This is a genomic window from Kocuria sp. WRN011 (assembly GCF_002295155.1).
GTDB lineage: Bacteria > Actinomycetota > Actinomycetes > Actinomycetales > Micrococcaceae > Kocuria > Kocuria carniphila.
The window spans coordinates 233,586-248,707 of the sequence record NZ_NSGI01000006.1; the positions used below are offsets into that span (position 1 = coordinate 233,586).

A 15,122-nucleotide genomic window follows, 5' to 3' on the forward strand; every position below is an offset into this window, starting at 1 on the left:
GTCTTCAGAGGGTGTTCAACGACGGCGCCGCGGCCCGTGCCGCTGCGGCGGCCGTGTCGTCGGTGGTTTCGGCGGCGGCGTCCTCGGCGGCGGAAAGCTCTCGGTAGGCCTGAACCTCTTGCGCCCTGCGGTCGGCGTCCCAGCCGAGTTCGGCGGCCAGCAGGTCGGCGACCTCGTCGACCACGGCCAGTCCGTGATCGGGTTGGTCGTAACTCATGCGCGTGCGGGTCTGGAAGGCATCACTCAGGTGCAGCACGCCTTCGTTGCGGGCCGCTTGGACAATTTCGGCACGCACGTAATCGGGTGCGTCCTTGAGCGGTTCGGCGAGGTCCGCTCGTTCATCCACGATGGCTTCGATCTCGGCAATGGCCGAGCCGTAGCGATTGAGCAGGTGCTCGACCATGTCCGGTGTCCATCCGTATCGATCGCTGATCTGCTCGACCTGGCGAGTCAGGGGAACGTAGCCGTCGGCGCCGTGCAACAAAGTCCGTTCGGTCACCGAAGGCAGTTGTTTTGCGCGCTCCTTACCGAGCGCGAAATCCACGGCGTCCTGCGCCATGATGCGGTAGGTCGTCAGTTTTCCGCCGGCAATGGAAATCAGCCCCGGAACCACTTCGGCCACGGTGTGCTCGCGGGAGACCTTGGTGGACGCGGTCTCCGTACCGTCCTTGACCCCCGGCTGCAGCAGTGGGCGCAGTCCGGCGAAACTCCCGATGACGTCCTCGCGGGTCAACGGCTCATCCAGGACGACATTCGCGTGTTCTATGACGTAATCGATATCCGCAGAGGTGGCCACGGGTGCGGAAATATCCTGCTCGTAAGGCGTGTCCGTGGTACCGATGATCCAGTAGTGCTCCCACGGGATCACGAACAACACTGATTTCTCGGTCTGCAGAATCAGACCCACCTCGCCCTTGATGCGTTCGCGGGGTACGACAATGTGGATGCCCTTGGACGCCAGGACCTTGAGTCCGCCGTCCGTGTCGGCCAAGTCCTGCGTCTCCTCGGTCCACACACCCGTTGCCGCGATGACCTTACGCGCCCGGATCTCGAAGACGTCCCCCGTCTCGAGGTCCGTGACCCGCGCGCCGACCACGGCGGCGTCGTCGTTCTTGAGCAAACCCGTGACCTTGGTGCGCGAGGCCGCCAAGGCGCCGTAACCCGCTGCGGTACGGATCAGGGTCAAGACGAGGCGAGCGTCATCGACGCGCCCGTCCCAGTACTTGACCGCGCCGACCATGGCGCCCGGTTTGATGCTGGGGAACGCTTTCTGAACACCGCGCTCGGAGAGGTGACGGTGGAACGGCATGGAGGCGACCTTGGAGCCGACGTGCGCCAGCGTGTCGTAGAGCCCGATGCCAGCCGTCACGTACGGACGCTCCCACACCCTGTGGAGGATCGGGTAGAGGAACGGAACCGGTTTCACCAGGTGGGGTGCCAGCGTGTAGAGCAACCGCTCGCGTTCGTGAAGAGCCTCCGTGACGAGCTTAAAGTCCAACTGCTGGAGATAACGCAACCCACCGTGAACCAGCTTGGACGACCACCGGGACGTGCCACCGGCCCAGTCCTGAGCCTCAACGATCCCGGTGCGCAGACCACGCGTGACAGCGTCCAGTGCTACGCCCGCACCCGTGACACCACCGCCGATCACCAGGACGTCCAGTTCCGGGCCGTTGGCCATCTCGCGAAGCGCGGCTTGGCGGGATTCGGGATTCAAGACTGTGGTTCTCACGGGATCTACCTCATTCAACCTGTGCGTACGGGTGTGCTGCGTGGATTCTTAGAAACCCACGCTACGGCGGGACATGTGATCTACGTCCCATTGCGTAGTTATGCGCACCACCATGCCTCCTCAATGCACGTATGCTCAACCCAATTGCACATACGTGCAGCCGGAAGGAAGTGTCATGCACGACGATTCATTCCTCTATCAAGTCGCGGAGCTCTACTTCGTTCAGGACATGACCATGGGTGCGGTGGCGGAACGGTTCGGGATCTCCCGCTCCACGGTGTCGCGGATGCTGTCCGAGGCCAAGAGCCGAGGCATCGTCAGAATTTCCCTGAGGCCACCTGATCATCCTCCGGATCGACTGTCGCGCCGGTTCCACGAGACTTTCGGTGTCACCGCCCACATTGCGAGTACGCAACGGTCGTCCCACAGTGGGCAGCGGCTGGAGGCCGTGTCGCGGTACGCGGCGAACCTGCTCGTCGATTGGGTCGAGGACGGTTCGATCCTCGGAGTGGCGTGGGGCACCACCACGTCCACGATCGCAGCCCATTTGGGGCCCACGAATGCCCAAGACGTCACGGTCGTGCAACTCAACGGGGCCGCGGGCCCGCGGACCACGGGCGCTGGAACCTCGACTCCCCTGCTCTCCACCATGGCGCGCGCCTTCAATGCCGAGCTCTATCCGTTCCCCACTCCAGCGTTCTTCGATCTGGAGGAGACCCGGGCGCTGCTGTGGAAGGAGTCCTCCGTTCGGCGGATTCTCGCCGTCCGATCCGCCGTGGACCTTGCAGTGTTCAGTGTGGGTGCGTTCCAAGGACCGGTGCTGTCCCAGGTGTACACGGAAGGCCACTTCACCCAGGCGGCCCTGCGCAGCCTCAACGAGAACCGTGTAGTCGGTGACATCTGCACAGTGTTCATCCGCGAGGACGGGAGCTATGCGGATATCGACGTGAACCGCCGCGCCTCAGGACCCACGCCGTCGGACCTCGCCCGGATTCCGCGCCGCATGTGCGTGGTCTCGGGCCGACACAAGGTGCGAGGGATCCTGGGAGCCCTTCGCTCCGGTGCGGTGACCGATCTGGTCATCGACGACCTCACGGCCAAAGAGGTTTTCGACCATCTGGAACCGCCCGGGCCGTCCGCCAACGTCTGATGTATCACGGGAGGCACCAATGTTGGCGACGTCATGGAACCGCGACTTCACGGTGTGTTTGCTTGAGGTGAACGGGCTCATCTAGAGTTCAACATCAGACATCTTAATGAGCCATTACATGCGGAAACGGTTTTCTCGGATCGTCAGGGGTTGAGTCCGCAGGTGTGGCGGTATCCGATCGGGGGAGAACGGTGAGCCAAGCCTCAAGGAGCGAAACTCGTCCGGTGGTTGCCGATCAGGTCCAAGAACTGATCATTTCGCAAGGACTCCGCCCGGGCGATCCCATGCCGACGGAAGTCGAACTGGGCGAGGCCCTCAGTGTGTCCCGTTCGTCCATCCGCGAAGCCATTCGGGTCCTGGCTTCACTCGACATCGTGGACGTACGACACGGCCACGGTACGTTCGTGGGACAGATGTCACTGGCGCCCTTGATCTCTGGATTGATGTTTCGGGCACGCATGAACCTCCACAACGACCTGCGCACCTTAAGGGAAGTGGTGCAGGTGCGCATCGCGCTGGATCTGTTCATCACTGATGATTTGATCAAGGCTCACCGCACGGTGGATCACACCGAGCTTGAAGCCATTGTTCAGCGCATGGAACGGCGCGCCCACGCGGGAGAGTCCTTCGCGGAGGACGATTCAGCATTCCACTCGGCCCTGCTGACTCCGTTGGGCAACGAGTTGATTCATCAGTTGGTCCTGGCTTTCTGGGAGGTGCACACCGCAGCCTTGCCCGAACTAGGGATCCGACCCGCTCGAGACATTCTGGACACGGTGCGCGCGCACCAGGCCATGCTCGACGCGCTCAAGGCGGCCGACGCCAATGCCTACCGGGAGGCGGTCCGAGAGCATTACCGGCCTCTCCAGCGGGCATTGGCCGAACACGATTCCTAGCCGTCAGGGCAGGGGGATCTCCTGCAAGTACATGGCCTGCAGACCATCGGCCCACGATTGTGTCCTAGACGATTCGAAGAGCACCAGAAGACGTCCGTCCTGCAGCTGATCCACGGACGAGTAGGCAAAGAGTGTCGTGGGATCGGTGATTTCCACGCGGCTGATCCATTCAACCCGTGTTCGTGGGTCTCCACCGGCGGCCGTGTGCACTACTCCCAGATGGGCCACTCCATTCTTGCGCGCTCGGTCTATGGGGGTAATGACCACAATGGCCGGCAGTCGCTCTCCGGTCTCCTTGGAGACGAGACGTTGCCGCAAGGACAACGCGGAAACCTGGCATGAGACGCCCGCACCCAGATCACCGAAGGCAGACTGGGGTTTCGACCACGTCATTCCACCATCCGGACTCTCGGCGCTGAGCACTTTTCCTCCGGTGCTCGCCGCATGTCGGTGGAAACTCCGCAGAACACCCGGTGCTGCCTCGATGATCGCCGTCTCGTGCATGGCGACGTCGCTTGGAACGGGTTCGCCTCGTGTCCACCTCGCGCCGCCGTCGTCGCTCACCACCGCAACGGCCTCGATCCCGGTCGCCATCTGCGTGTAGGTCGGTACCACCAGTCGGCCCGCATGCGCGCCCTGCTCAATCTGGATACATCGACCGGGTGCCAGCAGGCTGTAGCGCGAGTCGGGTGAACGGAATTCGTGCGTGACCAGTCGCCCCATCTGCCAGGTCTGTCCGTCATCATCCGAAAAGACCTGCGCAATATGACTGGTGTTATAGACCTGCAGAACCGACTTCTTGTAAAAAACCCTCATCGGAACGGCAACGGATGTCCCCACTTGGGGCACGGTCAACGCTTGGCCGTGGCGATGCACCACGAAATCATTGTCCAGGGTGAACCCAGTGGGCTCACCAAGACTCAAATTCGAATCGTCAACGCCCGCTTCACCATACGGCCGTGGCTTTCCCACAAGATTGAAGACCCTCACCCGACCGTCGGCATCTCGCGGACCATCCAGATCGGCAACCACTGCGAACTTGGAGCGGTCGGTGTTCAGGTTGATGTTTCCGGTCTTGCCGTCGGCATCACCGGTGACATTCTGCGTCGACAGCAGGAGCATTGGTCTACCCGAGACGTTGGCAAAACCGTCGCCCAGCGGAAAGGACCGAGTGCGCCCACCGCGGACACTCCTGTCCGCAAGAACGTTGAGATGTTCGAACACCCCGCCATTCCAGGCGAACAGGTCCATTAACAGCAGGATGCGTCCGGTGCTCCGGTCCTGAACGATCGCCCCGTCGATGACCGAGGCACTTTCTTGCGCATACTCCGAATTCGACGCGAAGTCCTTCATGTCGATGGGAGCAAGAATGTGAGGGATTGACCACCCTTCCGCTAAATTCCCCTCGCTGGCCCGGGATTTGACGCGGATCACTGCATCTATGTTGTCGGCCGAATCCCCTGTGGTTGACCGGTTGGCATCAGCTCCGACGATGAGCCCGCCGGACTGGGTTGCCAGCAAGAACGGGATGCGGAAGAAACGGGAATCCACGATGCCACGGTGTAGGACAGCCATGGCGTGGGAACTCGGGACCGCGACCGCGGGGCTCAACAGTCGATCCCCTCCGACCAGGCCCAAACTCGCCAGGGCGCCCAATGATCCGAGAAAAGTTCGGCGTTCAATTCTATTGTTCATGATGTGTGCCTCGTCCGTTGCGAAGGTCGAGAATCAGACCGGACCACCGGCCACGTGATTCTCCCCGACAAGATGGTCTGCTCAGGCCTGATCGACTATTTCGTCATTGCCGTCTTCGGGGCGGACCGCGTCGCGATTCACCAGGCTCTGAAGTCGACGAGGCACGTTCAAGCCGATGGACAAGATCACGATGAGGGCAAATCCGACGGACAGAACCGCCAACGCCATTCCCAGCCCGTAGGTATTGGCCAAATTTGCCCCGAGGAATGGACCTACCGCACCACCGAGCGCACCGACGTTGTAACAGAATCCCAACCCGGCAGCGCGTCTTTCCACCGGGAAATAGCTCGCGACCCACTTGGGGAGTAGACCGGAGACTCCCTGACCGAACATCTGGTTGAAGAAGAGAAGAGCCGAGACGAAGATCACGAATTCACTGCCCTGAATGAACAGCGGGAAAACGAGGGTCTGCGAAATGAACAAACTGATGACGTACCAGCGCCGCATACCAATCGCATCGCCCGCGAATCCCGCAACGATGTACCCGATGGCGTTGCCCAGACCCGCGAAAGTCACAATGTTATTGACAGCTCCGGGGTCGTAACCCACACCCTCGAGGTAGGTCGGGAGCAGTCCCTGAATCGGCCAGGTGTACATGAACGACGCGAAGATCGTCACCATGATCGCGACGCCGATAATCCATCGCTTGGGGTCGAACTGGGCAATGAAAATAATGAAGATCGCAGCCAGCATCACGGCAAGAACAGCAATCGCCCACCCCGGCACCAGGTCCGTGGCAAAAATGAACATCAGCGCCACGGACGCGACCACCGCGCCCAAGATGTTCAGGATCCGGCGCTTGCCCGAAAACAAGACGTGGAACGCATCCGGCTCCCGGTCGCGTGTCCGTTCTCGTTTCGCTTGTTCCCATTCATCCGCTTCCGGCAGATTTCTGCGCATGTACAAGGCCACGAAGATCGGAGCAATGCCCGTGAGGAACAAGGCTCGCCAGCCCCACCCCGGATGCCAGGCCTCGACGGCCGGAGTCAAGTACTTGTCCACCTGAGCGGCCAGGATCACACCGAAGGCAAAACCGGACAGCAGGAAGCCGGAGGCCTTGTTGCGCATGTGCTTGGGCCATGACTCGATCACATAGGTGGCCGATGTCGAGTACTCCCCTGCCATGGCGAAACCGACAATGAGACGGAAGAGGAAGAACAAAGCGTAGCTCGGGGCGAAGGCCATGGCCACGGACGCGACCGCGAAGAGCCCCATCGATACGATCATGGCCGGCCTCCGTCCGAACCGATCCCCGAAGGCGCCCAACATCAAGCCACCGATCCAGCGAGAAATGAAGGCGGCGGACACGAGTGATGCGCCCTGCACAAGGGTCAGGTCGAAGGTTCGAATGATCTCTGCCAGGGCGAAGGAAATCAGGACGTAGTCGTAACCGTCCAGCACCACTCCGAGCCACGCGGCAAAGAATGCCTTCCACTTGGTTCTGTCGAGTTGCCGCCACCACGGCACCTGCGTCGTTGTCTTCGGCTGCGCCGTCATCTGGACCTCCAGTGATCTGTTGGGGCGGCGGACAGGAAATAGGACGTCTGATGTCCTCAGCATCGAGACGGTACACGAGGTTGACTAACCCCGCTAGACCCTCAGCTAAATCCGTAGATAGCTGCGGATTTCACCGACACGCGGCCCTTTATGTGATGTACATTACTTGAGAACATCAGACATCCTACGGCTGATCTCGATGGAAAAGCCCGCGAAGTTCGATCGGTCGAACCACACTGACAGCGGGACGCACGAACTATGAAGGGTTGCCCTTGATGCGCTACGAAGACACAACTCCGCCCGTCCGCTTGGATATCAAGCGAGGAACCGCAGACATCGCAGGTTCCCTGGAGAAATGCAGGTCAATGGTCGGATCCGACGTGGAGGGGACGGTTCACATCGACTTCAGCACCACCATTGACGGGCCGCTTCTCGATGCCCGGGGTAAGCGGGGACGGATCACCCTGGAAGTCACCGGCGGAAGGATGAACGGCTGGATTCGATGTAACGATGAAACACGGCAACTGGATGCGGAAGACTCCATCGGCATTGACGACGGGCAGCCCCACAGCCTCGCCCTCACCGTCGACGAGACAGGAACGCATCTCTTTGTTGATGGTTACGAGGCCTTCTCCGCCACCGTTCACGCGTGGTTCAGCGACATCGAAGTTTCTTCGCTCATGGTAGATCCCCGCAGAATCATGCAGGTTTCCAGGGTCACTTTCTGGGGCGCGCCCCTTTCCAACACTGCGGTCGTGGCCGAATCCCTGACCGTTTCTCCCCTGATCCAGTTCGCTGCGGCCGAGCTCGCACCGCGGGACGCCAAACGATGCGGCTCCCTGAACGGTGGGGCAATTCGCGCACGGTACCGCACCCGCGGTGAAGGACAGGGCGGAGCCATCGTCGAGGCAGAGGGATCGAACGGACGGTTGTCTCTTGCCATCGAAGACGGAGATATCACCTACACAGTGACGTCCGGAGACGACGTGGTGGCCGACATCCGCGCTCGCGGCCGATGGGATGACGGTGACTGGCACGATGTGGTGCTGGTCAGTGGACGAGGCGCGCTCGAGCTTTTCGTCGATGGTTTTCAGACACTGCATTCCACCGGCACCGCCTTCTTCCGTGATATCGGAGACGTTCAGCGAGTTGTGGTGGGTGCCGATTTGGAAGGCACCCGACTCTTCGGCGAGGCACAGTCCGCCATGATCTACGACTCCGTACTTTCCGATCATCAGGTCAAACGATTGGCATCGGTGGAGCCGATCCACACTCAAGCTCTCTTCGACACCGGGATGGATGGATCGCGCAGCTATCGAATTCCGGCCCTGTTGACCCTTGAGTCGGGGCTGGTCCTCGCGGGTGCCGATCAGCGGGTCAGCATCGCCAATGACAGCCCCAATGACATCAACTTCGTCATGCGTCGCAGTACGGACGGCGGAGCCACCTGGGAGGAAGCGAAGGTACTTCTCGAATACCCCGGAAGCGGACGAACGGCGGCGTCCGTCATTGACTCGGTGATCGTGCAGGACAAGAACACGGGGCGAGTTTTTGTCCTGATCGATCAATTCCCCGGTGGCTACGGGCAACCCAATGTGGAACCCGGCACCGGATATGACGAACAAGGCCGCATGGTTTTAACCGACCGACACGATCATCGCTATCTGCTCGGAACCGACGGAACAGTGATTTCCGAGGACGGCACCGCCACCGATTACCACGTGGCCCGGGACGGAAACGTCACCAAGAACTCGCAACCGGCCGGCAACATTCATTTGGCCACCGGGGAAGATCCGCACGAGTCCCTGCTGAGCGCCCGAACCTCATACGTGCTACTGATCCATAGCGACGACGACGGGGAAACCTGGAGCGATCCGGAAGACATCACACCGCAGGTCAAGGAGGAGTGGATGCGATTCTTCGGGACCTCCCCCGGTAATGGAATTCAACTAACTCGCGGCAAACACCAGGGTCGACTGATCTTCCCTGTCTACTACAACCACGAAGAAGGGAGAACCTTCTCATGCGCCGTCATCTTCAGCGACGACGCTGGTTCCACCTGGACGCGAGGATCGTCTCCGAATGACGGTCGACAACTCGATGACGTCGAACTCAGCTCCCGACGGCTCGAGGATGATCGGGGCTCCTTGCACGAATCGGCTCTCGTCGAGGGACGTGACGGATCAGTCCACGTGTACATGCGCAATCAACACCCGTCGGGGCGCGTCGCACACGCTGTGAGCACGGATGGCGGACAGAGCTGGGGCGAGGTGGATTACGTCGCTCAAATAGCCGAAATTTTTTCGCAACCGAATGCGATCCGGGTCTCATACGACGGCCGGGAGGCAATCGTCTTCGCCAATGCGTCCCAGATGCTGCCGTTTCGGGGCCGCGGAGTCCTCAGAATGTCCTTCGATGACGGCACAACGTGGGTGCACAACCGGGTGCTGAATCCCCGCCACCATGTGTATCAGTCAATGGCCCAGCTTCCCGACGGCCGATTGGCCGTCTTGTGGGAGCGGGAGTGGCAGGGGCTCTTTCTGAGTGTGCTTCCGTTGACGTGGCTCACGAGCTCACGCAGTACGGACGGCTGACACGCACTGGACTCCCGTTTCGCGGTGGCCCACCGGTCAAGACTCCAGTAAACGAGTCACGTTCCGGATCATGTCCACACGACGCTGGATCGAGCTGCCGGTTGGCACTTGCACTTTTGCCCCCGTATAGGTGCACGCGCCACCGGCAGCTTCCAGACATTGCTCGACCGCCGTCTCATCCATGAGAGACGTGGGTTCGTCACCCGTGAGGGGTAAATGCGCATCGGCCCACGGGGCCCCGTAACCATTACTCTCTCGACCCGCACCGGAGAACATCAATCCCTCAAGAATTCCTTCCGATACCAATTGTCGGACATGTTCCAGCGGACGATCAGAATTTTGAGCTTCAACCGCAGATCGTCCCCAGTTAATTGTCACGCCCATCCCCAATGACGCGGCAACGGGAATTTCATCGCCCAGGGAAAGAAACCGCTTTTCACCTTTCATTGTTGGATCATAGGCGTCACAGTGTTCCAAAACCAGTCGAGTCGGCCATTCGTAACTGTTGGGCTGCTCCGATAAGAGCATCTCAAGTGATCGCCCAAGTTGCGCTGGATCCGCTTTCATGGACGGAGCTGAATGGACGTGGATGACCTCCACTGACTCCTCACCCGTCAGCTGATTGAGTTCCTCGGCGCATTGCCGGGCCGCACGGGTGTAGTCCATTGCGGCGCGGCGCGCATTTTCGTCGGGAGATGCTAGGCCGAAAACACCACTGGCGCCTACCCTCTTCATGGTGCCGGGTATGAGCGTGATGACTGATCGGGTGAAGCGCCTTTTCATCTGCCGGGCCAACCATTCAATTGGGTCCACAAATCCGTCCCGGAACGGAATCTCTAGTGCCGTGGCCTTTCCATGTCGTGCGAGCAGGTCATAAAACATTTCCTGGTTCTTCTGATCCGATGGAATGGCCGCGTAAGCACCCACCACAATGGGGCGAAGGATCTCTTGATTCATGCGAGTCATAAATTAATTGTGCATATAAAATCGACAATTACCAGCCTTTTAAGCTGGGCCTTCAAGTGCCTACCGCTTCTTCCCTGTGCTCAAGGATTCTCTGTATTCATCTGAAGTTGAAAGCTATTCATCACGGACCATGCCGCGCAGGATCTCTACTCGGTGTGCAAGTTGTTTCTCGTGACCGTACGGCGTGGGCCGGTAGTAGTCTCGGCCCACCAGCTCGTCCGGCGGGTACTGCTGCGAGGCCACGGCATTGGGCTGGTCGTGGGCGTACAGGTAGCCGTCCCCGTGTCCCAGGGTGGCCGCACCCTTGTAGTGGCCGTCCCTGAGATGCATCGGAACCGGCCCGGCCTTGCCCGCGCGAACATCCGCGATGGCCTCATTGATGGCCATGTATGAGGCATTGGACTTGGGCGATGTAGCCAAATGCGTGACCGCCTGAGCCAGCGGGATACGCCCTTCGGGCATGCCGATCAGCTGCACCGCTTGTGCCGCTGCGACCGCGGTTTGCAGCGCTGTCGGGTCCGCCATGCCGATGTCCTCGGAAGCAGAAATGATCAGTCGCCGGGCGATGAATCGTGGGTCCTCCCCCGCTTCGATCATGCGCGCCAGGTAGTGCATGGCAGCATCCACATCTGAGCCACGGATGGATTTGATGAACGCGCTGATCACGTCATAGTGCTGATCGCCCTGCTTGTCGTACCGCACGGCAGCGCGATTGAGCGCTTCCTCCGCGTGCTCCAGGGTGATGGTCACGGGGCCGACGGCGCTCGGTCCCGAGTCTTCGTTGGTCACCGCGCCTTCCTTGGCGTCCCCGCTGTCGAGGGGCGCTGCACCGCCATCGGACTCCCCTTCGGCAGCTGCGGCATTTCGGGTGTGAGAGAAGGCCACTCCCGCGGAGGCGTCCAACGATGTCAGTGCCTTGCGAGCGTCACCGCCGGCCATGTCGAGCAGGTGGTTCCTGGCGTCGTCGTCGAGTGTGACCTCACCGTTGAGGCCGCGCCGGTCGGTCACGGCGCGATCGAGCAGTTCGTGGATGTCGGAGCGTTCAAGTGGCTGCAAGGTGAGCATCAACGAGCGGGACAACAGCGGTGAGATCACCGAGAAGGACGGATTCTCCGTAGTCGCGGCCACCAGAATGACCCAGCCGTTCTCGACTCCGGGAAGCAACGCGTCCTGCTGGGCCTTGGTGAAACGATGGATCTCGTCCAGGAACAGCACGGTGCTGCGCCCGTGCAGATCGCGGTCGGTGAGCGCTTCGTCCATGACTCGGCGGACGTCCTTGACGCCTGCTGTGATCGCCGACAGTTCCACGAACTTGGTCCCGTGGCCGCGCGCAATGACGTGCGCGATGGTGGTTTTTCCGGTTCCCGGCGGTCCCCACAAGATGATGGAGTTCGGACCGGCCGGACCCGCATCAGTTCCGGCCAATACGCGCAACGGTGATCCGGCACGCAAAAGATGTTTCTGTCCAACCACTTCGTCCAGCGTGCGCGGGCGCATCCGCACGGCCAAAGGCGCTCGACCACGGCCACGGGTTGGCGCAGGATCGTCTTCCCGGTCGGGCTCGTCCGGGTCGGGCAGGTCAAACAGCGGATTGCTCACAGCACCGACCCTAACGGGAGGTTCCGACATGCATCCGTACGGAAGGTAGAAGTGTCATGTGAGGAAACTGCAGCGGTACGGCCTGGGGTGAGGAACGTGCACATCCGCGGCTACTTTTACGCTTTTCCCTCCCCTGGGGCCGCCAAGCATCATTTTCCTCACCTGAGACTGCGCCGCCCGTCCGCTTTCTCAAAGGCACGCGTGAAGGCTCAGGGTTCACTGCCTCCGCGGGCGGTCCAGCTCGTCGGAGTCCACGATGATGGTGACGGGCCCGTCATTGATCAGCTCGACCTGCATATGAGCGCCGAAGACACCGGTGCCAACGTCCAAACCGGCCCCGCGCAAGGATTCCACGAACTGATCGAAGATCGGCTCGCTGACGTCCCCGGGCGCCGCCGCTGACCACGAAGGCCGCCGTCCCTTCCGCACATCCGCGTACAGGGTGAACTGGCTGACGGCCAGCACGGGTGCGGACAGGTCCACACACGACTTCTCCCCCGGAAGAATCCGGAGCGTCGCGATTTTCTCAGCGAGTTTCTTCGCGGTCTCCGGGGTGTCGTCGTGGGTGACGCCCACCAGAGCCAGCAGTCCTGGCCCGCTGATCTCCCCGGTCACCGAACCCTCAACCGTGACGGACGCCTTGGACACCGTTTGCAACACAATCCTCATGGGCTCAGTTCATCACACCCGGTAGACCAGCATGGATGCGGAGTCGTGCCACATCCTGGCATCAGTAGGACCCCTCTCGCGAGAGCGCGGCGCGACACGCGAGAGCGATGTCCTCGGCCTCAATCTGCACCCTGCGCCGTTGCCGCGTGACCGAGCTCGTCGTGACCGATCTGACGCCGCGGCCGGCCCAAGCCCAGGTCGAGCAGCTCGAAGGCATCACCCGGACCAGCGTGCAGCGCCCAACCCGGTGAGATCATCGCCCATTGAGCATCGTCCGTCATGCGTTCACTGGCCACCACGGTGACCGTATTGATCGTGGGATCCAGACCGGCCACGGCCCAGTACCTTGAGGTGAAACGTACTGGTGACTGACCCGTCGGCGCCGGGTGTGAACCCGTTCCGGCGGGCCCGCTGAGGTATCACAGCGGATTCGTGTCCGGGTAACGTACCGCCCACACCTCCTGCGGTGTCGCCAGGACACAATTCAGGCAGTACAGCGACACGTTCTGCGCCAACCACGTCAGACATGCACGGAGCGCCTGAACAACATCGCCCGAGAATTCCCGTAGATATGAGGTCAGCAGCGCGAAGTAGCGCTCGCTGTCGGTGGTGCCAAGAACCAAAGAGGTCGCGTCACGCCGGTCCAGCTCCCGATCCAGCACATTGAGAGACCGAATCACCCCGTTGTGCGCGAACATGCGCCCTTCCTGTTCGAACGGGTGCGTGTTGGCTACGCTCAGCTCGCCCTCGGTCGCAAATCTCACGTGGGCCACAAAGCTCGTGCCGGTCAGGGCCTGCGCGGCTATCGCAAATTCGGGATCGAGATAGGCGGCGAGTGCTGATCTGACGAGATGCGGCTTGCCGTTCGGATCGAAGGTGCCGATCCCGGCGCCGTCGGGCTGCCGTCGACTCTGCTCGGACAGTGAATCGGAGGCGTTCAACAGCCAGAACGAGCAGGTTTGCGGCTGCGCTCCGGTGTGGAGCCCGAACAGTCTGCACACGGCAACCTCCCCGGAGGTGATTCGCGCGGTGAGCGTGTTCTCGAGCCTACTCCTGCACCGTGCGGTCGGTCGCCACGCCATCCTCCAGAAAACGACGGCGCCCGGTCAGCAGCACACCCGCGGTCAAGGCAATCAGCATGAGCCACAGGTAACCGAACGAGGTCCACCATGAGCCACCCCATGTGAACAGCAGACCGAAGATCAGCGGTCCCACGCACCCGGCCAGGTATCCCACGCCCTGGCCGAATCCCGACAGTGCACCCGCCCCGGCCGTGCTGCGCGTGTGCGCGTTGATGAGCGTCAGGGCCAGCGGGAAGGAGGCCTGCGCCAGTCCGAAGATCGTGATCCACACCCACACGGCATCCAGCGGCCCCCATTGCGTGGTCGGCCACAACAACAGCCCCAGGTAGCCCAGCGCGTACAGAGCCACGGCCGTGAGCCCCAGACCGGTGGTCCGGGAAAGGCGACGCACCAACAGCGGCACCACCAGGCTCACTGGAATCCCCAAAATTGCGTAATAGGCGAGCATGAGCCCAGCCTGATGCTCGGAGAATCCGTAGCTCGTGATCACGCGCGGCAACCAGGTGAACATTGAAAACGTGTTGGACGAGGTTCCCACGAACAGCAGCACCAGCCCCCAGCCGATCGGCGATCGCCACGGCCTCACCGTGGCCTGTGCCGGATCCGGCGCGACCGACGACGCCGCTCGCGCACCCTCCCGACGCACGCTCACCCACATGAGCAACCACGGGATCAAAGCTGCCAGCGAGAAAACCGCCCAGGACCCGACCGAGAAACGCCACCCGGCGGCGTCGGCGAGGGGCACCGCGAAGAACGGGGCGGCCGCGGTGGACAGCCCCAGGAGCATCGAATAGATCGCGGTGAGCGGGGCAATGTGCTCGCGGAAGTACTTCTTGATGATGGGTGGCAGGGTCACGTTGCCGATGCCCAGCCCAATCATAATCAACAGTGAGAAGGCCAGAAAGGGACCGGACGAGGAACTGGCCGCGCGGGCAATCAGCCCCGCGGCCGCGAGTGCGCTGGCAATCGCCAATAACGCCTCCAAGCTGATCCGACGCATGGCGGCCGCAGTCAAGAAACCTGTGAGAGCGAAGCCGAGGGTCGGCAGCATGGCCAGCAGACCGGTGGAGGCCGCGTCCAAGGCAACGTCCTCGCGCACTCGATCCAGCACGGGTGACACCCCTGACACGGCGAGCCGTAAGGAGAAGGCGGACAGCACAATGCCGGCCAGGGCAATCAAAC

General features: G+C 61.6%; 12 protein-coding genes. 3 read left to right on the forward strand and 9 right to left on the reverse strand.

Annotated features, from left to right (window positions below; all coding sequences use genetic code 11):
- Positions 1-4: 4 nt before the first annotated feature.
- Positions 5-1,732, reverse strand: a complete 1,728-nt coding sequence (locus CKW39_RS10320) for a glycerol-3-phosphate dehydrogenase/oxidase (protein WP_371514717.1) — start codon at positions 1,730-1,732, stop codon at positions 5-7.
- Positions 1,733-1,907: 175 nt separating this feature from the next.
- Between CKW39_RS10320 and CKW39_RS10325 the strand changes: the two genes are divergently transcribed.
- Together CKW39_RS10325 and CKW39_RS10330 are read left to right on the forward strand one after the other, a co-directional pair.
- Positions 1,908-2,882 carry a sugar-binding transcriptional regulator gene (locus CKW39_RS10325; RefSeq protein WP_095798032.1) on the forward strand — a complete coding sequence of 325 codons (975 nt, stop codon included), beginning with the start codon at positions 1,908-1,910 and terminating at the stop codon, positions 2,880-2,882.
- A 224-nt stretch (positions 2,883-3,106) separates the two neighbouring features.
- Positions 3,107-3,778, forward strand: a complete 672-nt coding sequence (locus tag CKW39_RS10330; RefSeq protein WP_095798033.1) for a FadR/GntR family transcriptional regulator — start codon at positions 3,107-3,109, stop codon at positions 3,776-3,778.
- Between the two features lie 3 nt (positions 3,779-3,781).
- On the opposite strand, the gene CKW39_RS10335 is transcribed toward CKW39_RS10330, so the two are convergent.
- Together CKW39_RS10335 and CKW39_RS10340 are read right to left on the reverse strand one after the other, a co-directional pair.
- Positions 3,782-5,299, reverse strand: coding sequence for an exo-alpha-sialidase (locus CKW39_RS10335; protein ID WP_095798109.1), 1,518 nt, complete (start codon positions 5,297-5,299; stop codon positions 3,782-3,784).
- Positions 5,300-5,554: 255 nt separating this feature from the next.
- Entirely contained in the window at positions 5,555-7,030 is a 1,476-nt protein-coding gene (locus CKW39_RS10340; RefSeq protein WP_095798034.1) for an MFS transporter, read from the reverse strand.
- 365 nt (positions 7,031-7,395) lie between these two features.
- On the opposite strand from CKW39_RS10340, the gene CKW39_RS10345 reads away from it, so the two are divergent.
- Positions 7,396-9,624, forward strand: coding sequence for an exo-alpha-sialidase (locus CKW39_RS10345; RefSeq protein ID WP_254049368.1), 2,229 nt, complete (start codon positions 7,396-7,398; stop codon positions 9,622-9,624).
- Between the two features lie 36 nt (positions 9,625-9,660).
- Here the strand turns inward: CKW39_RS10345 and CKW39_RS10350 are convergent, their stop codons facing one another.
- From CKW39_RS10350 to CKW39_RS10375, 6 genes are all read right to left on the reverse strand, one after another.
- Positions 9,661-10,590, reverse strand: a complete 930-nt coding sequence (locus CKW39_RS10350) for a DUF4862 family protein (protein WP_254049369.1) — start codon at positions 10,588-10,590, stop codon at positions 9,661-9,663.
- A gap of 114 nt (positions 10,591-10,704) precedes the next feature.
- On the reverse strand, positions 10,705-12,219 hold the full coding sequence (locus CKW39_RS10355; RefSeq protein ID WP_095798037.1) for a replication-associated recombination protein A: 1,515 nt from the start codon (positions 12,217-12,219) through the stop codon (positions 10,705-10,707).
- A 186-nt stretch (positions 12,220-12,405) separates the two neighbouring features.
- The gene (dtd, locus tag CKW39_RS10360) at positions 12,406-12,858 is read right to left on the reverse strand and encodes a D-aminoacyl-tRNA deacylase (RefSeq protein WP_095798038.1); all 453 of its coding nucleotides are present in this window, start codon (positions 12,856-12,858) and stop codon (positions 12,406-12,408) included.
- A 119-nt stretch (positions 12,859-12,977) separates the two neighbouring features.
- Entirely contained in the window at positions 12,978-13,193 is a 216-nt protein-coding gene (locus CKW39_RS10365; protein WP_095798039.1) for a hypothetical protein, read from the reverse strand.
- 84 nt (positions 13,194-13,277) lie between these two features.
- Complete coding sequence (locus tag CKW39_RS10370; RefSeq protein ID WP_158222943.1) at positions 13,278-13,859, reverse strand: class II glutamine amidotransferase; 582 nt, start codon at positions 13,857-13,859, stop codon at positions 13,278-13,280.
- Between the two features lie 46 nt (positions 13,860-13,905).
- Positions 13,906-15,099 (reverse strand): CynX/NimT family MFS transporter, encoded by a 1,194-nt coding sequence (locus CKW39_RS10375; protein WP_256382230.1) that lies wholly within the window; start codon positions 15,097-15,099, stop codon positions 13,906-13,908.
- Positions 15,100-15,122 lie beyond the last annotated feature (23 nt).

What these genes read in the sequence shown, in the direction of transcription:
- CKW39_RS10325 (WP_095798032.1), top strand. Translation starts at nt 1,908, where the DNA reads ATGCACGACGATTCATTCCTCTATCAAGTCGCGGAGCTCTACTTCGTT.
- CKW39_RS10340 (WP_095798034.1), bottom strand. Translation starts at nt 7,030, where the DNA reads ATGACGGCGCAGCCGAAGACAACGACGCAGGTGCCGTGGTGGCGGCAA.
- CKW39_RS10345 (WP_254049368.1), top strand. Translation starts at nt 7,396, where the DNA reads ATGGTCGGATCCGACGTGGAGGGGACGGTTCACATCGACTTCAGCACC.
- CKW39_RS10350 (WP_254049369.1), bottom strand. Translation starts at nt 10,590, where the DNA reads ATGACTCGCATGAATCAAGAGATCCTTCGCCCCATTGTGGTGGGTGCT.
- CKW39_RS10355 (WP_095798037.1), bottom strand. Translation starts at nt 12,219, where the DNA reads ATGTCGGAACCTCCCGTTAGGGTCGGTGCTGTGAGCAATCCGCTGTTT.
- dtd (WP_095798038.1), bottom strand. Translation starts at nt 12,858, where the DNA reads ATGAGGATTGTGTTGCAAACGGTGTCCAAGGCGTCCGTCACGGTTGAG.